At 39.5% G+C, this 23,759-nt stretch carries 23 protein-coding genes and 1 riboswitch; of the genes, 16 read left to right on the forward strand and 7 right to left on the reverse strand.

The genetic code is table 11. The features are described 5' to 3' along the window. Nucleotides 1–236: 236 nt before the first annotated feature. Genes ACVIJU_RS02595 through ACVIJU_RS02605 form a run of 3 tightly spaced genes read right to left on the reverse strand, consistent with a single transcriptional unit; the run spans nucleotide 237 to nucleotide 2,491 of the window. Nucleotides 237–959, reverse strand: coding sequence for an amino acid ABC transporter ATP-binding protein (locus ACVIJU_RS02595; protein WP_063389086.1), 723 nt, complete (start codon nucleotides 957–959; stop codon nucleotides 237–239). Continuing rightward, nucleotides 956–1,612: an amino acid ABC transporter permease gene (locus tag ACVIJU_RS02600; RefSeq protein ID WP_117016877.1), complete on the reverse strand. Its 657-nt coding sequence runs from the start codon at nucleotides 1,610–1,612 to the stop codon at nucleotides 956–958. The genes ACVIJU_RS02595 and ACVIJU_RS02600 overlap by 4 nt, the downstream gene beginning before the upstream one ends. 57 nt (nucleotides 1,613–1,669) lie before the next feature. Further along, a complete protein-coding gene (locus ACVIJU_RS02605; protein ID WP_117016876.1) occupies nucleotides 1,670–2,491 on the reverse strand; it encodes a basic amino acid ABC transporter substrate-binding protein in 822 nt (273 codons plus the stop codon). A gap of 421 nt (nucleotides 2,492–2,912) precedes the next feature. Between ACVIJU_RS02605 and thiM the strand changes: the two genes are divergently transcribed. Further along, entirely contained in the window at nucleotides 2,913–3,719 is an 807-nt protein-coding gene (gene thiM, locus ACVIJU_RS02610) for a hydroxyethylthiazole kinase (RefSeq protein ID WP_117016875.1), read from the forward strand. Nucleotides 3,720–3,735: 16 nt separating this feature from the next. After that, nucleotides 3,736–4,386, forward strand: coding sequence for a thiamine phosphate synthase (gene thiE, locus ACVIJU_RS02615; protein ID WP_117016874.1), 651 nt, complete (start codon nucleotides 3,736–3,738; stop codon nucleotides 4,384–4,386). Nucleotides 4,387–4,585: 199 nt separating this feature from the next. Here the strand turns inward: thiE and metE are convergent, their stop codons facing one another. Continuing rightward, entirely contained in the window at nucleotides 4,586–6,883 is a 2,298-nt protein-coding gene (metE, locus tag ACVIJU_RS02620; protein ID WP_269467020.1) for a 5-methyltetrahydropteroyltriglutamate--homocysteine S-methyltransferase, read from the reverse strand. 140 nt (nucleotides 6,884–7,023) lie between these two features. After that, nucleotides 7,024–7,223, reverse strand: a riboswitch (cobalamin riboswitch). Between the two features lie 395 nt (nucleotides 7,224–7,618). Here metE and nfsA point away from each other — a divergent pair. The 6 genes from nfsA to ACVIJU_RS02650 all read left to right on the forward strand — a co-directional run bounded on the left by nfsA (nucleotide 7,619) and on the right by ACVIJU_RS02650 (nucleotide 13,905). Beyond that, nucleotides 7,619–8,368: an oxygen-insensitive NADPH nitroreductase gene (gene nfsA, locus ACVIJU_RS02625; RefSeq protein ID WP_456687210.1), complete on the forward strand. Its 750-nt coding sequence runs from the start codon at nucleotides 7,619–7,621 to the stop codon at nucleotides 8,366–8,368. Nucleotides 8,369–8,855: 487 nt separating this feature from the next. Continuing rightward, nucleotides 8,856–9,716: a cytochrome aa3 quinol oxidase subunit II gene (gene qoxA, locus ACVIJU_RS02630; protein ID WP_456687211.1), complete on the forward strand. Its 861-nt coding sequence runs from the start codon at nucleotides 8,856–8,858 to the stop codon at nucleotides 9,714–9,716. 130 nt (nucleotides 9,717–9,846) lie between these two features. Continuing rightward, nucleotides 9,847–11,787, forward strand: a complete 1,941-nt coding sequence (qoxB, locus tag ACVIJU_RS02635; RefSeq protein WP_063389079.1) for a cytochrome aa3 quinol oxidase subunit I — start codon at nucleotides 9,847–9,849, stop codon at nucleotides 11,785–11,787. 1 nt (nucleotide 11,788) lies between these two features. Next, complete coding sequence (qoxC, locus tag ACVIJU_RS02640; RefSeq protein WP_063389078.1) at nucleotides 11,789–12,403, forward strand: cytochrome aa3 quinol oxidase subunit III; 615 nt, start codon at nucleotides 11,789–11,791, stop codon at nucleotides 12,401–12,403. Nucleotide 12,404: 1 nt separating this feature from the next. Next, nucleotides 12,405–12,710, forward strand: a complete 306-nt coding sequence (qoxD, locus tag ACVIJU_RS02645; protein WP_063389077.1) for a cytochrome aa3 quinol oxidase subunit IV — start codon at nucleotides 12,405–12,407, stop codon at nucleotides 12,708–12,710. 493 nt (nucleotides 12,711–13,203) lie between these two features. Next, nucleotides 13,204–13,905 carry a TrmH family RNA methyltransferase gene (locus tag ACVIJU_RS02650; RefSeq protein WP_063389076.1) on the forward strand — a complete coding sequence of 234 codons (702 nt, stop codon included), beginning with the start codon at nucleotides 13,204–13,206 and terminating at the stop codon, nucleotides 13,903–13,905. Between the two features lie 41 nt (nucleotides 13,906–13,946). Here the strand turns inward: ACVIJU_RS02650 and ACVIJU_RS02655 are convergent, their stop codons facing one another. After that, nucleotides 13,947–14,228 carry a biotin/lipoyl-binding protein gene (locus tag ACVIJU_RS02655; protein ID WP_235600486.1) on the reverse strand — a complete coding sequence of 94 codons (282 nt, stop codon included), beginning with the start codon at nucleotides 14,226–14,228 and terminating at the stop codon, nucleotides 13,947–13,949. 294 nt (nucleotides 14,229–14,522) lie between these two features. Here ACVIJU_RS02655 and ACVIJU_RS02660 point away from each other — a divergent pair, with 294 nt between their 5' ends. After that, nucleotides 14,523–15,353 (forward strand): glycerophosphodiester phosphodiesterase, encoded by an 831-nt coding sequence (locus ACVIJU_RS02660; protein WP_066251375.1) that lies wholly within the window; start codon nucleotides 14,523–14,525, stop codon nucleotides 15,351–15,353. A gap of 310 nt (nucleotides 15,354–15,663) precedes the next feature. Beyond that, the gene (locus ACVIJU_RS02665) at nucleotides 15,664–17,130 is read left to right on the forward strand and encodes a nicotinate phosphoribosyltransferase (RefSeq protein WP_066251373.1); all 1,467 of its coding nucleotides are present in this window, start codon (nucleotides 15,664–15,666) and stop codon (nucleotides 17,128–17,130) included. Between the two features lie 61 nt (nucleotides 17,131–17,191). Here the strand turns inward: ACVIJU_RS02665 and ACVIJU_RS02670 are convergent, their stop codons facing one another. Then, entirely contained in the window at nucleotides 17,192–18,001 is an 810-nt protein-coding gene (locus ACVIJU_RS02670) for a bifunctional hydroxymethylpyrimidine kinase/phosphomethylpyrimidine kinase (protein ID WP_066251370.1), read from the reverse strand. A gap of 200 nt (nucleotides 18,002–18,201) precedes the next feature. Between ACVIJU_RS02670 and ACVIJU_RS02675 the strand changes: the two genes are divergently transcribed. Both ACVIJU_RS02675 and ACVIJU_RS02680 read left to right on the forward strand, forming a co-directional pair. Continuing rightward, the gene (locus ACVIJU_RS02675; RefSeq protein ID WP_157727879.1) at nucleotides 18,202–18,774 is read left to right on the forward strand and encodes a TetR/AcrR family transcriptional regulator; all 573 of its coding nucleotides are present in this window, start codon (nucleotides 18,202–18,204) and stop codon (nucleotides 18,772–18,774) included. An 82-nt stretch (nucleotides 18,775–18,856) separates the two neighbouring features. Beyond that, on the forward strand, nucleotides 18,857–19,804 hold the full coding sequence (locus ACVIJU_RS02680) for an SDR family NAD(P)-dependent oxidoreductase (protein ID WP_456687212.1): 948 nt from the start codon (nucleotides 18,857–18,859) through the stop codon (nucleotides 19,802–19,804). A gap of 137 nt (nucleotides 19,805–19,941) precedes the next feature. Here ACVIJU_RS02680 and ACVIJU_RS02685 read toward each other — a convergent pair whose 3' ends face one another. Beyond that, nucleotides 19,942–20,577: a L,D-transpeptidase gene (locus ACVIJU_RS02685; RefSeq protein ID WP_063389070.1), complete on the reverse strand. Its 636-nt coding sequence runs from the start codon at nucleotides 20,575–20,577 to the stop codon at nucleotides 19,942–19,944. Nucleotides 20,578–21,327: 750 nt separating this feature from the next. On the opposite strand from ACVIJU_RS02685, the gene ACVIJU_RS02690 reads away from it, so the two are divergent. The 4 genes from ACVIJU_RS02690 to ACVIJU_RS02705 all read left to right on the forward strand — a co-directional run bounded on the left by ACVIJU_RS02690 (nucleotide 21,328) and on the right by ACVIJU_RS02705 (nucleotide 23,542). After that, nucleotides 21,328–22,011 (forward strand): uracil-DNA glycosylase, encoded by a 684-nt coding sequence (locus tag ACVIJU_RS02690; protein ID WP_063389069.1) that lies wholly within the window; start codon nucleotides 21,328–21,330, stop codon nucleotides 22,009–22,011. A gap of 454 nt (nucleotides 22,012–22,465) precedes the next feature. Continuing rightward, nucleotides 22,466–22,879 (forward strand): hypothetical protein, encoded by a 414-nt coding sequence (locus ACVIJU_RS02695; RefSeq protein ID WP_063389067.1) that lies wholly within the window; start codon nucleotides 22,466–22,468, stop codon nucleotides 22,877–22,879. 32 nt (nucleotides 22,880–22,911) lie between these two features. Next, complete coding sequence (locus tag ACVIJU_RS02700; RefSeq protein ID WP_161939832.1) at nucleotides 22,912–23,085, forward strand: hypothetical protein; 174 nt, start codon at nucleotides 22,912–22,914, stop codon at nucleotides 23,083–23,085. Between the two features lie 28 nt (nucleotides 23,086–23,113). Beyond that, a complete protein-coding gene (locus ACVIJU_RS02705) occupies nucleotides 23,114–23,542 on the forward strand; it encodes a hypothetical protein (RefSeq protein ID WP_063389066.1) in 429 nt (142 codons plus the stop codon). The last annotated feature ends 217 nt before the right edge of the window (nucleotides 23,543–23,759 follow it).

The raw sequence follows: 23,759 nt of genomic DNA on the forward strand, positions 1-23,759 counted from the left end.
AGTACTTCCAAGCAGGAACTTCAGGCTGGGAAATATACGAAAGGCTTACCGTCCAAACACTTTTGGATGCTGATGGCAAATAATATATGAAGAACGAGTGTGTAGTGCGTAAGAGGGGAGAAGCTCCATTGAGAAAAAGATAAAGGACAAGCTTTTCGGCTTGTCCGAAATGAATTCGTATGAGATTTGATTGAAAAGGAGTTTAAGTCAACCCGTATGCCGGATACTTGCCTTGTTCACAGCACTTTGCTTAAAAAAGCTTTTGTTCGTTCGTGTTTAGGATTGTTAAAAAGCTCGCTAGGTGTGTTTTCCTCTACAATATATCCGCCGTCCATGAAAATCACTCGATCGCTCACTTCTTTGGCAAATCCGATTTCATGCGTCACGACGACCATCGTCATTCCTTCCGCCGCTAATTCTTTCATAACTGTTAACACTTCACCGACCATTTCTGGATCGAGGGCGGATGTAGGTTCATCGAAAAGCATGATTTTAGGATTCATTGCAAGAGCGCGGGCAATGGCAACGCGCTGTTTTTGGCCCCCTGATAATTCGCTTGGATAGCTTGAAGCTTTTTCGCTTAATCCCACTTTTTTCAGCAGCTGCAAAGCTTTTTCGTTTGCTTCCTGTTCCGAGACTCCTTTTACTTTTATCGGAGCAAGTGTAATATTTTCCAACACTGTTTTATGCGGAAATAGGTTAAACTGCTGAAACACCATTCCAACCTCTTGGCGAACTTTATTAATGTCCAAGTTTGGATTTGTAATATCTTGACCGTTCACGATAACCTGTCCTGCCGTAATGTCCTCAAGCTTGTTTAAACAGCGAAGAAACGTGCTTTTGCCTGAACCGGATGGACCAATGACGCATACAACTTCTTTTTCTTTAATGTCTACACTGATGTCTTTTAACACTTCAAGATTCCCAAAGCTTTTCTTTAAATGTTTTACTTGAATCATCCGGTTGTTGTTCTCCTTTCAACAAAGCTTAATAATTTGCTTAAGGACAATGTCAGAACAAGATAGATGAGCGCAACGGTGAGGTATGGCTCCCAAACGATATAATATTGCCCCTGCATAGCCCGTCCCCAATACATCAGCTCAGGGGTGGCAATGATGGCGGCGATTGACGACTCTTTTATTAAAATGACGAATTCATTGCCAAGAGGCGGAATCATCCGTTTCGTCGCCTGCGGCAAAATGACATAGCGCATCGCCTGTTTATGGCTCATACCGAGAGATCTTGCAGCTTCCATCTGTCCTTTATCAATCGATTGAATACCTGCACGGAATATCTCTGCAATGTAGGCGGCAGAGTTTAAAGAAAGTGCAACAATTGCCGCTATAATTCCATTCGTATCACCGATTAGCAGCGGTACGAGCCCGAAATGAACGAGCAGCATCTGGACAAAAAGAGGCGTGCCTCTGAAAAATGTAACGTACCATGAAAAGGGCAGGCGAATAAATTTATTTTGAGCAATTTTCCCGATGCCGATAAAAAGACCCAAAATGGTGCCGATGGCGATTGCACCAAGAGAGAGCCCAATTGTTACAAGCGTTCCTTGGAAGAAAAAGGGTACATATTCAGCTATGAGATCAAAACGAAAATTCATACATATATCTCCCCGCGTGCATTCCGGACAAGCAAAATACCTGTGGAATGCTGAAAATTATTGCTGATTTTTTAATATATCAATATCTGGTTCGACACCAAACCATTTTTTATAAATCTCACTGTACGTTCCGTTTTCAAACAGTGTATTGATCGCTTTGTCAAGTTCTGGTTTTAATTTGCTTCCTTTCGCGAACATTAGACCGTAAAACTCCGAATCGAAATTTTCCGGATCTTTAATTGCTTTCAATTTTTTGTCCGGATTATTTTTAATATATTCGTTGACAACCGCGTTATCGGCCACAACTGCGTCTGCGCCTCCGTTCAGAAGTTCCATGATCGCGAGGACGTTGTCTTCAAATTTTTTAACCGTTCCATCGCCGGCAAGTATTTTTTCAGCGGCTGTCTGACCGGTTGTTCCGTTTTGGACAGCAACTTTTTTGCCTTTCAGATCAAGCGCATTTTGAATATCGCTGTCTTCAGGAACTAAAATCATAAGAGTTGATTCAAAATACGGAACAGAAAAATCGTATGTTTGCTTTCTGTCTTCAGTAATGGACACAGAGGAAGCTGCCAAGTCAGCTTGTTTTCTTTGAACTTCAGCAAACATTGGATCCCATCCGGTATGTTTAATGTCTACTTTATAACCGGCCTCTTTAGCCACAGCGTTTATGAAATCAATATCAAAGCCGACAACTTTACCTTTGTCGATATATTCAAACGGAGCGTATGCTGCGTTTGTAACAACCTTTAACGTTTCTTTCTTCTCACTGCTTTCTCCTTTATCGCCTTCAGAACCTCCTGCACCGCATGCTGAAAGTATAAGCATTAGGCTTGTGAAAACAGCAAGTGCAATTATTTTGCTAAAATATTTTTTCATAAGTACCTCCTTATAAATGAATCAAAGAATGAAATTCGTTTCGACATTTACTGGTCTATTATAAATGAAAGATGTATATTCTTTCAATAACATGCATATTGATTCGAAATGATTGTTTTATTTGAAATTATATCATAAAAAGTGTCATGTTAAAATGAACAATTGCAGGCGGATAAAGAGCAAATTTTTCATGAAGAAGACGAAAATTTGGATTGTAAATAAAAAGAGAGTATAATGATTGGCAGAAATTATCATAAAAAAGCAGGTGCAGAACTTTTGGCATCAACCTGAAAATACAAATTCTTCTGTCTTATCGTTCAAATTTGTTGGGGAATTACGGAATTTGTTGGAATAATTTCCAATACATGATGCGCTTTGCAGATTGGACAAGATGCTTTAGCTTTCTAGAAGGAGTGAGAAAATGAATAAAGAACAATTGATTTTGGCGCTAGAAAAGGTTCGCGCCCAAAATCCTCTCGTCCACAACATTACGAATGTCGTCGTCACCAACTTTACAGCAAACGGTCTGCTGGCGATCGGCGCTTCTCCGGTTATGGCGTATGCAAAGGAAGAGGTTGCGGATATGGCGAAAATATCCGGCGCGCTCGTTTTAAATATTGGCACATTATCTCCTGAAGTAATCGAAGCAATGATTATTGCAGGAAAATCAGCGAATGAACACGGGGTTCCAGTCATTTTAGATCCTGTCGGTGCGGGAGCCACCCCTTACCGGACGGAAGCTGTTTGGGAAATATTAAAGGAGGTTCGCATCTCAGTTATTCGCGGGAATGCACCTGAGATTGCCAATGTGATAGGTGAAAAGCTTGCAATGAAAGGGGTGGATGCGGCGGATTCAGCTGCTGATCCTGTTTCGCTGGCCAAAAAAGCGGCCGAAGAGCTGAATACAGTTGCAGTCATTACCGGAAAAGAAGACGTGGCAACGGATGGGAAGACAACGTATTTGATTCAAAACGGCCATCCAATTTTAACAAAAGTTACCGGAACAGGCTGTTTATTGACTTCCATTATCGGTGCTTTTTCAGCCGTTGAAAAGGACTCTCTTGCTGCTTCAGTAGCCAGCCTCGTCACTTATGGGGTCGCTGCAGAAATCGCATTTGATTTAACGGAAGAAAAAGGTCCTGGAAGCTTTCAAATCGAATTATTGAACCAGCTGGCAAAGGTGACGGGAGACGAGTTGCTGAAAAAAGGGTCTTTTATAAAAAAATAAAGCAAAGGTGATAAACATGGCGCGAGTGTCGGCAAATAAAATGCGGGAGCTGCTAAAGGTGTATTTTATTATGGGCAGTGTAAACTGCAAAAGGAAGCCTGCTGATGTGCTTGAAGAGGCGATTGCAGGCGGAATTACGCTTTTTCAATACCGTGAAAAAGGTGCGTGGGCTTTAACAGGCGAAGAAAAATGGCGGCTTGGAAAAGAGCTGCAGGCTATTTGCCAAAAACATCACATTCCGTTTATTGTCAACGATGACGTTGATCTGGCTATTGAACTAGATGCAGACGGCGTTCATATCGGGCAAGAGGATGAACCGGCTGATCTTGTCCGGAAAAAAATCGGTGACAAAATTTTAGGCGTTTCTGCACATACAATTGAAGAGGCGCAAAAGGCGGTTGTCCAAGGCGCTGATTATATCGGTGTGGGGCCAATTTTTTCTACAAACACGAAAGAGGATGCAAAAAAGCCACAAGGTCCAAAATTGATTGAAAGCATGCGCAAACAAGGGATCGACATCCCTATTGTCGGAATTGGCGGGATCAACATCGCCAACGCCGGTCAGGTGATCGCTAGCGGAGCAGACGGCATCTCCGTCATTTCTGCCATTTGTCTAGCGGATGATGTTAAGGAAAGTGCAGCTCAACTGAAGAAAGCAACGATGTGAAACATTTTTTTCAATAAGATTTTGTGGATATAAAATATTTACATATAGGTTCGGCTTTTGAAAGTCGGCGAAAGGGGAGTTCTTTTATAAACGTAAAAAAGGAGCGGCAAGGCTCCTTTTTTAAATGAAAGTATAGAAACTGACATTTCTGCCGGTTTTATCGGGATTTGACTGCTGAGAGAATCGGGCCATACTTTTCTTAAATTTGTGCAGCAGTTATTTTTTCTCGATAGGTTTTCGCAGCTTCGACCATGACTTTTAAAGCACTAATCGTTTCATCCACTGATCTTGTTTTTAGCCCGCAGTCAGGGTTAACCCAAAACTGGCGCACGTCAAGCACTGCTAAGGCGCGGTCGATATTTTTTGCCATTTCTTCAACGGATGGAATTCGCGGGCTGTGAATGTCATATACGCCTAAGCCAATCTCTCTTTTATATTGATACGTTTCAAAAGCATGAACAAGCTCTCCATGGCTTCGGGAAGATTCAATAGAAATGACATCCGCATCAAGGTCATCAATTGCCTCCATGATATCCTCAAATTGCGAATAGCACATATGAGTATGGATTTGTGTTTCCGGGCGAACAGAGCTGGTGGCGAGCTTGAAGGCTTCAGCAGCTCCTTCGATATATTCTTTTTGTTTTGATTGTTTCAGAGGCAATCCTTCACGTAATGCAGGCTCATCAACTTGAATCATGCCTATTCCATTTTTCTCTAAAGCTAGCACTTCTTCGCGAATGGCAAGGGCGAGCTGGCGAAGAACGCTTATACGGTCGATGTCATTGCGCACAAATGACCAGTTTAGGATCGTGACAGGTCCTGTCAGCATCCCTTTAACAGGCTTGCTTGTCAGTGATTGTGCATATACGCTTTCTTTTACGGTCATCGGCTGATCAAATGCTACATCTCCGTAAATAATCGGCGGTCTCACGCATCGTGACCCGTATGATTGCACCCAGCCGTTATTTGTAACAGCAATTCCATTTAATTTTTCCCCGAAAAATTCGACCATATCGGTCCGTTCAAATTCCCCATGGACGAATACGTCTAAACCGAGCTGTTCTTGAATGTCAATCCATTTTTTTATTTCATTATTGATGACCGATTCATACTGCTCGTTTGTATATTCGCCTTTCCGCCATTTTAAGCGGATTTGCCGGATTTCTTTCGTCTGCGGAAAGCTTCCGATCGTAGTAGTCGGTAAAATCGGCAGATTCCATCTTTTTTTATGCAGTTTTTGCCGTTCGGTATAATCCAAGCGTTTCGTTGGATATGCTCCGATATTTTTGCTGGCCTCTTGAACCTTCTCATTTGTCCGAAAGGAAGAATGGATAAAATCCGTATAAGAGCGGTCATATTGTTTTAAATCATCGATCGTTCTTTTCCCTTTTGCATATTGAGCGAGTTCATTTACTTCATCCAATTTTTCATCAGCAAAGGAAAGAGCATTTTTCAATATGGACGGCAAGCTCTGTTCGTTTTGAACTGTAACAGGTACATGAAGCAAGCTGCATGAAGGCTGAATGATCAATCTATCAATATCTACATATTGCGCAAGATCATCGATTTCCTTAGCTTTTGATACTAAGGATGCTTTCCAAATGTTGCGGCCGTCGATCAAACCAGCTGCGAGAATTTTGTCTTTCGGAAAGCCGAGCGTTTTGATGTTCGACAGATTGACGCCATGATCATGTACAAAGTCCAGGCCAATTGCAGCGACAGGAAGAGACACGATTTCTTGATAATGGGTTATACTTTCAAAGTATGTTTGCAAAATGATATTTAACGAAGGAAGCGCTTTGTGGAAAGCATCGTATACCTCTTTAAACAAAGGAATCGATGAATCATCTAGCTCCTGTACAAGAATCGGCTCATCAATTTGCACCCATTTCGCACCGGCCTGAGCAAGTTCCGTCAACAATTGGACGTAAACAGGAATTAAAGCAGACAAATGTTTATGAAAATCGTGTTGATCGTATTGTTTTGCCAGCTTTAAAAAAGTAATTGGACCTAGCAAAACCGGTTTTGCTTCAATATTCAGCTCGTTTTTCGCTTCCTGAAAAAGTTCAAGCAGACGGTTCTTTACTAACGCCGGCGTTTTATTTTCAAGCTCCGGAACAATATAATGGTAGTTTGTGTTGAACCATTTGGTCATTTCCATTGCTTCTGCTTCATCAGAGCCTCTAGCCATTGCAAAATATGTTTTTAATGAAGTCGGCTCCATATGCTGGAATCTAGAAGGAATATACCCAAACATAAATGCAGTATCGAGGACATGGTCATATAATGAAAAATCTCCTACAGGAATCAGGTCTATTCCTTTTTCCTTCTGTTTTTTCAGATTGAGAAGACGTATATCTTTTAATGTTTCCTCCAAGCTGCTTTCTGAAATGTTTCCGTTCCAAAATGATTCCAGCGCTCTTTTCCATTCTCTTCTTTCACCAATTCTTGGATAGCCAAGATTTGAACTAATTAATGTCAATATTGACACCCCCATTTGATTTGTATCTCAACACATAATAAAAAAACCCTCTTTTTACGCGTAAAAGAGGGAATTGTGGACTCTAACTCGTGTTGAGATACATGTAGGGCTTAAATCTCAACATGGCTTCATCACTCCTCCCTATGACGCGTAGGTGGCAGTGCATACAACAGGCAGGTCTCCTGACTTAGGATCATCGCTTTCGATCCTCCTTCCCATTTCAAACATTGAAACAGTGGATGTTGGCCGAAAGCTCCCCATCACAGTGGCGCGACCGTGTTGGAATTTCACCAATCTTCCCTTTTAAGCGCATATTGCTGATGAAATATGACGCACCTGCTGCTTGGAACACTATATGAAACTATAATTATCAGAATAGATGATTTTTTTTGTTTTTTCAATCCCTATTTTTTAGGTTCAGAAAAGTGCTGCCCTATTTTGGGAAATCAATGGACAGAAGCAGGAATTCACATACAAATTGTGTGTTTAGAGGGTCGTTTTTAAAATTTAATTTTTCTAATAACGTAAATTCGAAAAATTTTGTTGTTTACAATACAGGATCGTTGCAGTGAATAGTTTGAGATACGATGGTAAAATTAGGTGCTTGGAGCCTTCACTGAAAAAGGAGCTATAAAAAACGTATTTTTCAATACGAATCATTTGAAAGAGCAGTATTTTCATGTTAATACTTGGATTGGAAGAAGTGTGATTTTTCAAAAAATAAGTGGGATTATAGAAAGGATGATTATGTTGAACGACATTATCAAAACCATTTTAAATCACCGTTCAGTTCGTCATTTTGAGGATCGGCCTTTGACAGATGAGCAAATCCGATTAATTGTCGAATGCGCCCAAGCCGCTTCAACTTCAAGTTACATGCAAGCCTATTCCATTATCGGGGTGAAAAATATACAAACGAAAAAAAAGCTCGCTGAACTGGCAGGAAACCAAGCTTACGTAGAGAAGAGCGGACATTTATTTATTTTTTGCGCTGATTTGCACCGTCATGAAGTCATTGGTGAAATGGAAGGCAAAAATGTAGAAGATTCATTGAGGAGCACTGAAAAATTTATGGTAGCTCTCATTGATGCTGCACTGGCCGCTCAAAATGCTGCGTTAGCGGCTGAGTCAATGGGACTCGGCATTTGCTACATCGGAGGCATCCGCAATAATTTAGAAGAAGTATCGAGGCTGTTGAAAATTCCAAACAAGGTCATCCCTCTTTTTGCATTAACTGTCGGCTACCCTGCAAAAAAAACGGCGAAAAAACCAAGAATACCTTTTGAGCATATTTATCATGAGGAAGAATATAAGCAAGATCAAGAAGCATATGTGCGCGAGCTTGAACAATATAATGAAATAGTATCCAATTATTATGATCAGCGAACAAACGGGATTCGCAAAGATACTTGGACTGGTCAAATGGCTCGCATGCTTTCGAATCCGACAAGAATGTACATGAAGCAATTTGTTCAGAAAAAAGGATTGAATTTAAACTAAAGCTTCAGCTCCTATCTCGATTTTATGAAGATAGGAGCTTTATTTTTGAACAGAAAATTGTATGTAAGTCATTTATCCGAACTCTTCCTTTCAGCATGAATTTGTTTATTTTTCCCCTGACTCGGCTGCTAACTCATTTTGCTTATTTCCTCACTTGGCAAATTTAGAATGATACATCGGTTCAAGAAAACAGATGAAAACGTCATTTTTCAGCTTCTTCATGTACATCCCTCGAAAATACATTCCCATCAGCTTTTATTTGGAAAATATAGAGAAGATTCCCTGAAAAAACGGAATTTCTCTATATTGTGTCAGATTCGTGGCAAAAATTTTACAAAAAATTTATCGTTTCTTGACTGTTTTTTGAATTAAAGTTTATTTCGATAAAAATGTGATAAAGTTCATTTACAACTCAATTATTTTTTGAATCGATTAAGTCGGTTTTTTATGAAAATTTAAAACATTTCTGATTTGAGAGGGATCGAAAATGCCGGCACAACAACAAAAATGGTTGAACTTGTTTATGAAGGTTTTACCACTGTCATTGCTTTTTTTGTTGACAGGTTGCAGTGAACGCTTTGTTTTATTAAATCCGAAAGGACCTGTTGCAGAGGTTCAAAAGGATTTAATCCTTTGGTCAATTTGGTTTATGCTGTTTATTATTGTTGTCATCTTTGTGCTGTTTGCCATTATTTTATGGAAATACAGGGAGAGACCAGAAAATCTTGATTATGAGCCTCCTGACCAGCACGGAAATACACTTCTGGAAATCATTTGGACAGCTATTCCTGTGTTGATTGTCATTGCATTGGCGATACCAACGATTAAGGCGACTTTTGAGCTTGAAAAACCGCCGAAGGAATCTAGAGGGGTTGAACCAATTGTAATTCATGCGACAGCAGCCGATTGGAAATGGATTTTCAGCTATCCGGAGGAAAATATTGAAACAGTCAATTATGTCAACATTCCAAAAGATGTTCCAGTTGAATTTAAATTGACAGCTGTCGGCGGGATGAGCGCTTTATGGATTCCAGAGCTGGGCGGACAAAAATATAATATGGCTGGAATGGGAATGACTCTTTATTTGCAGGCTGATCATGTCGGTACGTTTAAAGGGCGGAATTCAAATTTTACAGGAGAAGGATTTGCCCATCAAACATTTGATGTGAACGCAATGGAAAAAGAAGATTTTTATAAATGGGTGAAAGAAACACAAGCATCAGCTCCATTGCTGACGAAAAAACAATTTAACGAAATCATCCAAGTCGGAGTTTTAAAAGATAAATTGACTTTTTTTCTGGAACACATTTGGCGTGGGTTGATTTTGCGAAACCAGGTGAGCATTTAGACAATATCCCTGCAAAAGAAAAGCACGGTACCATAAAATTGGAGGAAGTTGAATCTGATCATCATGATAATCGTGAACATGAAAGCCATCAGCACGAAGGACATTAATCGGAAGGAAGGAGGAACGTGCTGTGAAATGGGATGAATTTTTCGTTACCGGCGAACCCCTTATATATATGGCGGATGCAGCTATTGTATTAACAATTATTGGTATCGTTTTTGTGTTAACCTATTTTAAAAAATGGAAATGGCTGTGGAAAGAGTGGCTAACGACTGTTGACCATAAAAAAATAGGGATTATGTATATTATTTCCGCCGTATTAATGCTATTCCGAGGGGGCGTAGACGCACTTTTAATGCGCGCCCAATTGACAGTGCCAAATAATACGTTTTTAGATTCACAGCATTATAATGAAATTTTCACTACACATGGAACCATTATGATTTTATTTATGGCAATGCCGTTCATATTCGGGATCATGAACATTGCAGTTCCTCTCCAAATTGGAGCTAGAGATGTGGCGTTCCCGTATTTGAATGCACTCAGCTTCTGGACGTTTTTCTTTGGCGCCTTGCTGTTCAACATTTCATTTGTGATCGGCGGCTCACCGGATGCAGGGTGGACGGCATACATGCCTCTTGCTGGAAATGAACTCAGCCCGGGGCCGGGCCAAAATTATTATTTATTAGGATTGCAAATTTCAGGGATCGGTTCATTAATCTCCGGTATTAATTTCATTGTAACGATTCTAAAAATGAGAGCTCCTGGAATGACTTTAATGCGCATGCCGATGTTTACATGGGCAACACTTATTACGTCTATATTGGTTGTTTTCGCTTTTCCGGTATTGACGGTTGCTTTAGCATTAATGACGTTGGACAGAATATTTGGCACTCACTTTTTTACGCTTTCAGGCGATGGAGTGCCAATGCATTGGGCGAACCTGTTCTGGATTTGGGGGCACCCGGAAGTGTATATTGCCATTTTGCCAGCGTTTGGGGTTTTTTCAGAAGTTGTCTCAACGTTTGCAAGAAAACGTCTTTTCGGTTATACAGCCATGGTTTGGTCCATGGTGGCGATTTCTGTATTAAGTATGCTCGTTTGGGTGCACCACTTTTTCACAATGGGTTCAGGAGCCCCGGTTAATGCATTTTTCTCTGTATCGACGATGGCGATAGCCATACCGACAGGGGTAAAAATCTTTAACTGGCTCTTCACTTTATATAAAGGTCGAATCAAATTCACATCTGCGATGCTATGGTCTTTGGCGTTTATTCCAACTTTCGTCATCGGCGGGGTTACAGGTGTGATGCTTTCGATGGCTGCGGCCGATTACCAATATCATAATACGTATTTCCTTGTAGCCCATTTCCATAATACGTTAATTTGCGGTACGGTCTTTGCTGTCTTTGCAGCGCTTCATTATTGGTATCCGAAAATGTTTGGCGTCATTTTAAATGAAAAGCTCGGCAAAATTACGTTCTGGTTTTTCGTCCTTGGCTTTAATGTATGTTTCTTGCCGCAATATGTTTTAGGATTTATGGGCATGCCAAGAAGAATTTACACATATCCGGCAGATGCCGGCTGGACGGAATTAAACGTCATTTCGACTATTGGCGCAGTTATGATGGGAATCGGCTTTATCTTCCTGTGTATTAATGTTGTGTACACGTACTTTAAAGGTGAGCGTGACCTCACGGGAGATCCTTGGGATGGCCGGACGCTGGAATGGTCTATTCCGTCGCCTGCACCGCATTACAACTTTGCCGTAACACCGCAGGTAAAAGGTCTTGACGCTTGGTGGATGATGAAGAAGGAACGGAAAGAAGGAAAAGAAGAAGAGGAGCCGGAATATAAACCAATCCATATGCCATCAAATTCGGGGCGGCCTTTCATCATGTCGATCTTCTTCTTTATAGCCGGCTTCGGTTTAGTTTTCGAATGGATGCCGGTTGCGATCATCGGATTGATCGGCGTTATCATCTGCATGATTTTGCGCTCTTTTGAATATGATGATGGATACTATGTGCCGGTCGAAGAAATTAAACAGACGGAAGCAGGGAGGGAGTAACATGTCGGAAATTGCTCCAAAACAATCGAATCTTCCACTTGAGTATTCAACGAAACAAAATCAATTAAATATTTTAGGTTTTTGGATTTTTCTCGGGGCAGAGCTTGCCCTGTTTGCCACCCTCTTTGCTACGTATCTTGTGCTCGTCTCCAGAACAGCGGGCGGACCAGGTCCCGAGGAATTGTATGAATTGAAAACAGTTTTGATTGAAACTTTTCTTCTGCTTACAAGCAGCTTCACTTGTGGTCTTGCCGTTTATGAAATGCGAAGAGGCAAGCAAGCCGGTATGATCGGCTGGCTGATTGTTACGATATTGTTGGGAATCGGTTTTTTGTACTTTGAAATAGAAGAGTTCATTTTGTATGCTGTTCATGAAGGTGCAACAATGCAAACAAGCGCGTTCCTTTCATCCTTCTTCGCTCTTGTTGGAACGCACGGGCTTCATGTCACGATCGGGATATTTTGGATTTTGATTATCATTTTGCAGGTGCTGAAAAGAGGCCTTAACGCGGATACGGCAAGAAAAGTGTTTATTTCAAGTCTATATTGGCATTTCCTTGATGTCGTTTGGATTTTCCTCTTCACACTCGTCTATTTGACAGGGATGGTGAGTTAACTTGGCACAAAACGAAAAAGGATTTCCTTGGAAGCATGTCTTCGGGTTTTTGTTGTCCATAATATTGACGTTATTGGCGGTGTGGATTACATTTTCAACCGATCTGCCGACAAATACGATTATTACATTAATTGTCGTTTTAGCATTTTGCCAAGCGTTTATTCAGCTTTTGCTGTTCATGCATATGAAAGAAGGAGAAAGCGGTTCTTGGCAGGCAACAATGATTTATTACGGGATCTATATCGCAATTGTCATTGTTGCAGGGTCTATATGGGTTATGTCCTTAGGCCATCAACATCACTATTAACATAAGCGTCCCGAAAAAAGGTTACGAAACCTCTTTTCGGGATTTTTTTGTTCAAAACAAGCAATTGAGTGTTTTCCGTTTGTAAGCTGTGCATAAGTGGATAAGTTTATCAACAAATGTGAATTATTTAATCATATATGTAGTAGGGAACAAATGTGCCAATACGAAATGTGGATAGCTAATGTGGATATGTGGATAAAATATGTGTAAAAGCTGTTTATATTAGGGGGATTTCCTGTGAATATCCGTTGATATATAAACATTTGTTTTTTAAAAGAAGAGAATTTCCGCAAAGCTTCTTTGTATACTTTGTTGTTTTTGCCCAATGAGTACGAACGAAACAGTACAAAGATAATGTGGATAAACTGTTTATATTTAACCTGATCTATAACGTGTCCAGCTATAGGAGGTAGATTTTTTTTGGAGAAGACGTATAATAAATGAGAACGTTCGATCTTCTTGCCCGCACGTGCTTTCAAGGAGGTAAAGGGATGTGAATGTTAATAAAGAAAATAATATTGTGGAATTATTGCTGAAAGAGAAGATTGTAAATGATGAGGATCGCCAAATTCTTGATATGATTGTGCCGGAAAGGCTGAATCGTTTATATGAGGTATTGAAGGAACGGACTCGTTACGTATCCATATTGTTGGAAGCGGTGGATGACGGCCATAATCAAGCGGCTGTTCTTCGTTCTGCTGAAGCTTTTGGCGTGCAGAATGTAACGGTTGTAACCGGAAGAGCGCCTTTTGCCCCTAATGAATTGGTGACGAAAAGTGCAGACAAATGGCTGACAATTGATTATCAATCAGATATTTGTGCAGCCATCAGTCAATTAAAAAAGAAAGGATATCAAATATATGTTAGCCATTTGAGTGAACAGGCTGTTCCTCTTGAAAAGCTTGATGTAAGCAGACCGACTGTCCTTGTTTTTGGAAATGAACATAGCGGTGTTTCAAAAGAGGCGGTTGACATGGCTGACAGAACGTTTGTAATTCCTATGAAAGGGTTTGTGCAAAGCTTAAACATTTCCGTTGCTGCTGCCTTGTCAATTAAACATATAACGGATCTTGCAAAGGGGAGAGCTGGCGCCGAGTATTATTTAACATTGGAAGAAAAACAGGAGATCTTTCGGGATTGGATGCTTAAATCGTTAAATAACCGGTTGAGAAAAATTGTTGCTCAATACAAGTAGCTATTACTGGACCCCTTTTTTCTTCTTAGGGGTCCTAATTCTTAATCGCTGCCAGTGACTATTAAATCTTCATCAATATATGCTAAGACTGCTCCAGGAATAACCCGATCTCCCTCTTTGACGAACAGCTTGTCAATGATTCCTCCAATACCGACGCTGATTTGGACAAGAGTACCCTCATCCGTTTGAATGGTAAACAACGGTTCCCATTCATAAATCCGGTTTTTTGCTTCGGTCATAATTTTTTTTATGACACCATAAAACGGACTTGTCACAATTTCTTTATTTCCCCATGTTTTTGTCATCACGTCTTTTCTAATCATTCCATCACTCTCCTTGAACTTAAGATTTTTTGCATAGGGCATAATCCGGGACAAAAGCGAAATGGGTGTTATGAAGAGGAGATTTGGCCAAAACTTCTCATCATGAGGTGCAGGCTGGAAACAATGGTGTGTTGTAAGATGCGTTAATTAAAAATTTTTTTATATTCTAAATACTATTCTATTCCAAAACGAAATATCCTGCAAAAGAAAAATAAAATTGTAAAAAAAATGTTATAAATTAATGTAAGTGATTATTATTTAGTATAAATCCAAAAAAAACGGGGATGGTTATGCATGCTTGATTATGTTCGTTATTATGTTCACCGCTTTTTTTATAAAATTTTTCATTTTCAAAAAGAGCCCAACAAAACAATTGCCGTCGCACACCGGGGAGCATCTGGATATGCTCCGGAAAACACATTTGCAGCCTTTGATCTCGCTATTGACATGAAGGCGGATTATTTAGAATTGGATGTACGGATGACGAAAGACGGGTTGCTCGCCGTTATTCATGATGAAACGATTGATCGTACAACAAACGGGTCAGGTTTAGTTAAAAATTTCACATATGAAGAACTAAAACAATTTGATGCTGGAGCCTGGTTTCATCGAAAATTTTCCGGAGAAAAAATACCCCTTTTATGCGATGTCCTTAAGAAATACAGGGGGAAGATCAATTTTTTAATAGAAGTTAAAGAACCGAAAAAGCAGTTCGGCATTGTAGAGAGGTTGGCAAAAGAACTGATCGAAAAAGGGGATCAGCAACTGAATGTGGTCGTTCAATCCTTTGATACCGCTTTTTTACAGGAATTCCACAGTGTCTTGCCGTCGGTTTCTCTTGGAGTGCTCATCGGATATAGACATGGCGCTATTACGGAGGAGCATTTACAACAATATGCAGCATTTGCGACATATATCAATCCGAATAAAGCGCTTGTAACCCCTAAATTAGTTTATATGATTCATCAGAGCGGCATGAAAATTATGCCTTATACAGCTAGAGATATACACGATATTCAACATTTGATGGCCATGAATGTCGATGGAATTATTACGGATTATCCCGATTATTTGACAAATTTTCCAAAATCACCCTCTCATAGTAAAAGAAGCAGGATTAGGTAATTTCGGCTTTTAAAATGGACACTAATTTTGGCAAATATTGAATGACGGTATAGAAAGGAGTACAATACGGTTAGTGCTTTCATAATATAATGGAGATTCGTCCTTGAGATTTGTTTCAACGATTAAGCCCGTTAGAAAGATCTGATAGATTGCAAGGAAGCTTGAAGGGGATGCCTGCTCTGAAAGGTTTCAAATTTTTGCTGAACAGGCTTCATCCATCTATCATCGCCGCTAGACACAAATGGGCCTCTTGGACATTTCAACATTCCGTATGGAACAGACAGCGATTAAATATTATGGGGGTTTCATGATGATGAAAATGTATAATGATGATAGTTTGATGCTCCATACCGATTTATACCAAATCAACATGGTCGAATCGTATTGGAGGGATGACATCCACCAAAAAAAGGCAGTTTTTGAGTTGTTTTTTAGAAGACTTCCTTTTGGGAGCGGTTACGCTGTTTTTGCCGGCCTGGAACGAATTATTGATTATATACAAAATTTCCGCTTCACAGAAGAGGACCTTGCTTATTTAAGGGAAGAGCTGAATTACAAAGAAGATTTTATCCGTTACTTGGAGAACCTTCGTTTTACCGGCACGATTCGGTCCATGAAAGAAGGAGAGCTTGTATTTGGAAATGAACCGATTTTGCGTGTGGAAGCCCCTCTAGGGGAAGCGCAGCTTATTGAAACAGCTCTTTTAAATATTGTGAACTATCAAACGCTTATCGCAACAAAGGCTTCAAGAATTAAACAAATTATTGGAAATGAATCAGCGCTTGAATTTGGAACAAGAAGAGCCCATGAGATGGATGCAGCTATTTGGGGAACCCGTGCAGCTTATATTGCCGGCTTTGATGGGACAAGCAATGTCCGAGCAGGGAAGATTTTCGGAATTCCTGTTTCCGGAACCCACGCACATGCATTTGTTCAAACGTATCGTGATGAATATGTTGCATTTTGTAAATATGCAAGTACTCATAAAGACTGCGTTTTTTTGGTGGATACATATGATACGCTTCGCTCCGGTGTTCCGAATGCCATTCGGGTTGCAAAAGAATTTGGCGATAAAATTAATTTTATCGGTATTCGCCTTGACAGCGGGGATTTGGCTTATCTGTCCAAAAAAGCGAGAAAAATGCTTGATGATGCTGGTTTCCATAACGCAAAAATTATAGCTTCGAGCGATCTTGATGAACATACGATTGTCAATTTAAAAGCTGAAGGAGCGAAAATCGATGTGTGGGGAATTGGAACGAAGCTGATTACCGCCTACGACCAGCCTGCATTGGGAGCTGTGTACAAATTGGTTGCCATTGAAGGGGACGACGGCAAATTAGTCGATACAATAAAAATTTCATCAAATCCGGAAAAAGTGACAACACCAGGCTTGAAAAATGTATATCGAATTATCAACAACAAGGATAAGAGGGCTGAAGGAGATTATATTACATTACATTTTGAACAGCCGCAAAAAGAAAAGCGGCTGAAAATGTTCCATCCTGTCCATACATTTATCAAAAAATATGTAACCGATTTTACGGCAAAGGATTTGCATCACGATATTTTTGTTGATGGCGAGCTTACGTATGAATGTCCTTCATTGGAAGAAATCCGGTCATATGTAAAAGAAAATTTGGAGCTGTTATGGGATGAATATAAACGCATTTTAAATCCTGCCGAATACCCTGTTGATCTGAGCGAATTGTGCTGGGAAAATAAAATGAGAAATATTGAGGAAGTAAAGCAAAAAGTTAAAAATATGGATTATTAACATGAAAAGAGCCGAACGAACAGCCACAATGGTCGTGAGCTAATCGATTCGGCTCTATTATTTATTCGTATAATCTTAATGCGGCATGACAAGTTGGGCCGACATATTGATTTAAAGGAAAGGAATGGCGGATGGCTGCTGTAATAAACTTTTTGGCGGAATAAACGGCTTCTTTAACCGTTTTGCCATTTGCTAGTTCAGCTGTAATCGCGCTTGAATATGTGCACCCAGCACCATGTGTATAGGTTGTGTCGATTCGTTCGCCTTCTAGGATTTCAAAATCCTTTCCGTCATATAAAACATCAACAGCATATTTATGTTCAAGCTTTCCGCCGCCTTTCACCAAAACATATTTTGCACCAAGATCATGAATAATGGCAGCTGCTTCTTTCATTTGATCGACCGTTTGAATAGTACCTAACCCGCTCAATTGCCCTGCTTCAAAGAGATTTGGAGTAATAACCGTCGCGACTTTTGTCAGAGAATTGCGAATCGCTTCCGCATGGTCGGGATAAAGCACTTCATCTGCCCCTTTGCATACCATGACAGGATCGATGACCGTGTTTTTTAAATTATATTTTTTAATTGTATCTGCTGCCAGCTCGACAATTTCTGCTGTCGGGAGCATTCCGGTTTTCATGGCATCTACACCGACTCCCTCTATAATCGTTGCGAGCTGGGCCTTTATGGTATCGATTTCAATAGGGAATACTTGATGCTGCCATCCGTTATGAGGATCCATTGCTACAATTGTAGTGACCGCAGTCATTCCATAAACTCCGTATTCTTGGAACGTTTTTAAGTCCGCTTGTAAACCTGCTCCACCGCTGGAATCGGAACCTGCGATCGTCAAGGCTTTTTTCATTGTCATTTTGTTACCTCCATCCAGCTGTAAAGATTTTATAACAACATTATAGCAGTTTGTACCATAAGAAGAGAAAAACATTTGCTTAAAAACAAAAAAAGGATTAAAATATAATTAACCATCGGTTAATAAATAAGAATGCAGCTAAATGCCAACACGCCAAAATCAGAGGCACGCTTGTTGTTGTTAAGAAAGGAATGGAACAATTGGCTCCTAGAAAAAAAGACACTGAATTAACGAAAGAGGCAATTATGAATGCTGCTAGAGAGCTTTTTGTCATAAAAGGATATGAACATGTTTCCATGCGAGAAATCGCCAAAGAATTGCACTGCACACATGGAGCACTTTATTATCATTTTCAAAATAAAGCAGAGCTTTTTTATAAAATTGTGCAGACGGATTTTCAATTTTTAGACGGGCTGTTAGAAAAAGTGCTGCAAGCCTCGTATTCTTCTAAAGAAGAAGCTGTAAAAACGATCTTGTTAAAGTTTATTGAATTCGGGCTGACATATAAAAGTCATTATAAGCTGATGTTTTTAACACAAAATCTCGAGCTTGATATGCTGATGGAGCAAGAGCCGAATAAGTCATATGAACGTTTTGCGCAGGCTATTTTTCAGTTTGCTCCAGATAAAGCAAATCCAACAGTCATTTGGTGTTTGTTTCTTGCAGTAAGCGGTTTTGTAACGAAATATGTACAGACCGATGCTGAGTATAAAGATATGGAAGGACTTGCTGAACAATATGTTGCTTTTTTAATCAAAGGATTTTTAAGTTGAAAAAAGTAATAAGCACTTAAGCTTATTTACTTTTTTGCATATTATTGACCAATGGTTAATTTTAAGATCGGAGGTAAAAAGGATGAAAAAAGCGGTTATTTTAGGTGCATCAGGCGGAATGGGCTACAATTTAGTTCATGAATTGCTGAATAGAGAGAATATTGAGGTTGTCGCCGTAGCCCGCAATACAGAAAAAATGAAAAAAATGTTTCACCGTTTGAACGATCGCGTCAGCATTGTCGCTGGAGATGCCCTCCATCGATCCAGCATCTTGCAAGCATGCGAAGGTGCGGAATGGATTTTCCATGCCATTAACATACCGTATCCGCAGTGGGAGAGAGATCTACTGATCATCATGGAAAATGTGCTGGCGGTAGCAAAAAAAGAAAAAGCTAAGCTTGTTGTCGTTGATAATATTTATGCATATGGCCGGTCAAATGGAAAAACAATGTCCGAGACTGATCCGAAAAATCCTCATACTAAAAAAGGAAAAATACGATTGCGGCTTGCTGAAATGGTGGAAAAGAGCGGAGTAGACTACTTAATCGCTCACTTCCCCGATTTTTACGGTCCATGTGGGGAAAAAACATTGTTGCATCATACGTTAAAAAAAGTTGTCCAAAATAAACGATCTCAATTTATCGGGGATTTAAATATACCGAGGGAATATATTTTTTTGCCGGACGGTGCCAAAGCTTTAGTTGAGCTTGCATTAAGGGACGATACCTATCATGAGCACTGGAATATACCGGGGGCGGGAGTTATTTCCGGACGGGAAATTATTCAAATCTTGAGGGAAAAGCTTCAATATGAAAAGAAAGTAAGTGTTGTCACGAAATCGATGATTTATTTTTTAGGGTTATTCAGCCCGATGATGAAGGAAATGGTTGAAATGATGTACTTAGTCGAAGAGCCTGTCGTATTATCGGATGAAAAATTTGAAAAAAGAATCGGGCCGCTGCCAAAAACTCCTTACGAACAAGGCATCATCGCAACTGTTGATTTTATGAAACATCAAGAAGAAGCGTGATCACCCCGATGTTGCAACTGGCTTCGCATGGAACGGAGAGACTAAATGCTCAATACTTTCCCGATTTCGTCTAATTCAGCAAACCTTTTGAGTGGAACGGAGTAATTCAGCTGCTTGCTCCGTCTCCGCCCCATGGTTTATTGTTTAGCAAAAGCTCCCTGCGGTGAATACATATTTTCGGGTGATTTCGTTAACTGTTCCCTTTCAAACAGCACTCTTCCATTCCGAATAGTGACAGGAACCCCTTGTTCAGTATAATATCCGTGCTCTTTTGCAATAACGTCAAAGCTTTTATTGGATTTTAGAATAATGACTGGCGTATGCAGCTCAACTTTTTCAAAGAGCCAGCGAATTTCGGCGTTATGCATGCGGACACATCCGCTGCTTGCATACGTTCCAATCGATCTTGGATTATTATTGCCGTGAATGGCAAAATTGTTTCCATAATATCCTAAAGCATCAAGACCAAGCCAGCGATCACCCAATGGATTTCTCGGGTCTCCTCCTGGAATCTTTTCTTTAAAATAAGGGCGGTTTTTAATTTTTGTGACAATGGGGAAAATGCCTTCTGGAGTTAGCTGAGCATATTTTCCTGTTGCGACATGAAATACTCTTTGAAGAATTCCGTCTTCAAAAAATGCCAGTTTATTTACGCTCTTGTTTATTATGATCAGCTGACCATCAATCTTTTGTTCAGCTGCAACTGGTGATGAAAGAATAAAAAAGAAACAAGAAATAAATGCGATACCTATATAGATTTTCTTTATGCTCATATGTTTTTAAACCTGTCCTTTCTGTCCATTCTCTTTATAAAATTATGTGCTTATGCAAAGAACTATTCAAAAAAAGCTGCAATTACGAAAAAATTTGTAATCAAAAAGAAACATAAATAATTTTTTTGTGAACTTGAATAAAGGAGTAAGCAAAAAAATTATTTCCGTCTTGTGTATCGACATCAAGCTCGAAACCTCTTCTAGCAAATGATTGGGATGAGGTGTGCCTCAGGATCATGACCCTCGCCTAAAATGCCTTCCTTATGGGCGTCTGCCACATTAAAGCATCGAGGGGGGGGCAGCACCTTTGATGTCGTAGGCCTTGTCCGTCTGTTTCAGCATTTTTTCAATGACGAGCTTTGTCTCATTTGGCTATTCGGTAATTGTTAAAAATGAATGGATATTCCGTTTACCTGCGAGTTTCTAACAGACGAAAATCAATAGAATCGTCAGAACATTTGCGTTATCTTGGAACATTACGGCGTGTTTAAACGTGATAAAAATGCATCAAATGTTTTTCGTACATTTAGGGCACCAAGCTTCTCACTTTAAAATGGGAACGGCAAAAAAGTTGATATTTCAGTCTTTACTGGGATTTTTGCCCTCTTGCTTCTGTCGAAAGCCTTAATGTTTCATGTGGAACATTTTGCAAAATATTAGCGACAGCTGTCACCCTTTGACAAAAAAAGCCGAATCATCATAACATTAAAAATAGTGATAGATCAGTAGAAGCTAAGAGGGTGGCAAACGTTGAAGCAGATTTTAAAAAATGATTGGTGGGGACTGTTGAAAGAAGAGTTTGAAAAGCCATACTACAAAGAGCTGCGGGAATTTTTGAAGCAGGAATATGCCCATCATACGATTTATCCGGATATGTACGACATTTTTAATGCTTTGCATTACACGCCTTATGAAGAAGTAAAGGTTGTCATTTTAGGCCAAGATCCGTATCATGGGCCAAATCAAGCACATGGATTAAGCTTTTCCGTAAAGCCGGGGATTGCTCAGCCGCCGTCTCTGAAAAATATTTTCATCGAGCTTGAGAACGATCTCGGCTGCAAGCCTCCAAACCACGGTCATCTTGTCAAATGGGCGAAGCAAGGTGTTCTATTATTGAACACTGTGCTGACGGTAAGGCAGGGACTAGCCAATTCTCATAAAGGAAAAGGATGGGAACAATTTACCGATCGAGTGATTAGCTGTTTAAACGAGCGAGAGCGTCCAGTCGTCTTTATTTTATGGGGAAGGCATGCACAGGCGAAAAAAGAAATGATTAACATGAATAAGCATTTTGTCATTGAGTCGCCGCATCCATCGCCATTTTCGGCAAACAGAGGCTTTTTTGGCAGCAGGCCTTTTTCTAAAGCAAATCAATTTTTAAAGTCCATCGGATCAGAAGAAATTGACTGGTGCATCAGCGATAATGACATTTAATTGCTGCCTGCCGTTTGCGTGATAAGTGGAAACATGAAAAAGGGACTATCCAAAAATAAAACGGATGAAGAAACATCATAAAGTTTTTCTTCATCCGTCTTTTTATTTTTTTGGAGATTCTGTTGAAAGTGAATGACTTTCCGGTCGCTTTCAATAGATTGTGTTCCATGGCCACAATTCCAACTCCGTTTGGACTTTCGAAAGCCCTCGAAAAGAAAATTTGCGGAACGACCGATTGCCTTTAATATGACGGGGCGCACTTTCTGCCTCGGTTTTTCTTCAAGAATAGATTTGTGCACCCTCGTCATTGCATTGGAATCTGTCATATTTGCGCATAAAAGGATTTTTTAGGAAATATTGAAACAATATAGACTTGTAAAACGTCTTTCAAATAAAAAGGAAGTTCGAAGCAAATGAGCAATATACCAAGACTACAAAAGCATCGCTTTGTTCTTTGCGGAATAGAGGATTTGACAAAGTACGATCATTTCTAACAATTTTATTTATTACAAAGGAAAAATATGTTAAAAAAGGTATCTTAATCTTAAGTTCTTCAGCAATACTATTAACAACATTCGTAGGATTTGAAGGTAATAAAACAAGTGCTGCGACAAATGAACCAACTACTGTATTACCAACTGAAAATGATTATGATGCTTTAAATAATGAGAAAAAAGAGTTAGTTCTCGACTATAATAGTTTTGCTAAAAATTATCAATTAGATAGACCAGGTTCTATTACAGTAACTGACCCAGTTAGACCTGGCGGCGTTCAAACAAACTCTGTTCCTAGCTATGCAGTTAAAAAAGCTTTAAAATGGGCGATTAATAACACTACTACCATAACTAATTTTGTAGTAAAACTTTAGGGAAAGACGCAGCTGTTAAAGTAGGAAATTTAATGCATACTTACGTTAAACCTGCTTTAAGAAAATTAGAAAGTGTGGAAAATTTAACCTATGGTAAGATAGAAGATGCTGTTTATCAAGCATTAAAAAAACCTCTAGGAAAAACCACAGCTAGAATTGTAGCCTCCGTAATTAGAGAAGCTATTGAATTTTTGGCTCCAGTGTAAGACACATAGGTAGGGAGGGGAAGTATGAATGAAAGAATTAGAGGATAGAATTAAACATATTGAAGAAGAAATTGAACAAATTAACAGACTTGATAAAGAAACATATCAATTAACACAAAAACTGGGTAAAGTAATGAAACTATTGGTTGAACTTGTTGAAACAAACAAACATATTGATAAAAATGATATAGACTATGTTCTTTTAAAATTAAATATTGATGCAACTAAGTATCATAAATTAACCTTATTAGTCAGTAAAACAGAAAGAATGTATAGAAAAACTGGTGAATTTCCAAATCTTCAGGAGTTTCATCAGTATGTCATTGAAACACTTTCTCTCACTGATGAAGACAAACAAAGTTTTCCAATTGAAGTTACTGAAAACCTATTAAAAAAATTTGCAAAAGATGAAGATAACCTTTTTCCAGTATGCAAAAAGATTCTTTCAACAAAATAATAAAAGAGCACACTCGTCCGAGTCGAATTCTGGTTAACTAAAACTGTTTTCCGAGCAATAATTAAAGGTGGAATTTCAAATGGAGCGACATACTTATGTTCTTTGTTTGGTGGAATTGGTGGAGCAGTTGCAGGAGCTATCGTAGGGGCTATTTTATCTGAATATGTAACTGGCGTCCCAGTATAGAAAGTATAAATATAGTAAATATTCTATAGTC

It is taken from the genome of Aeribacillus sp. SP014, from assembly GCF_054055575.1.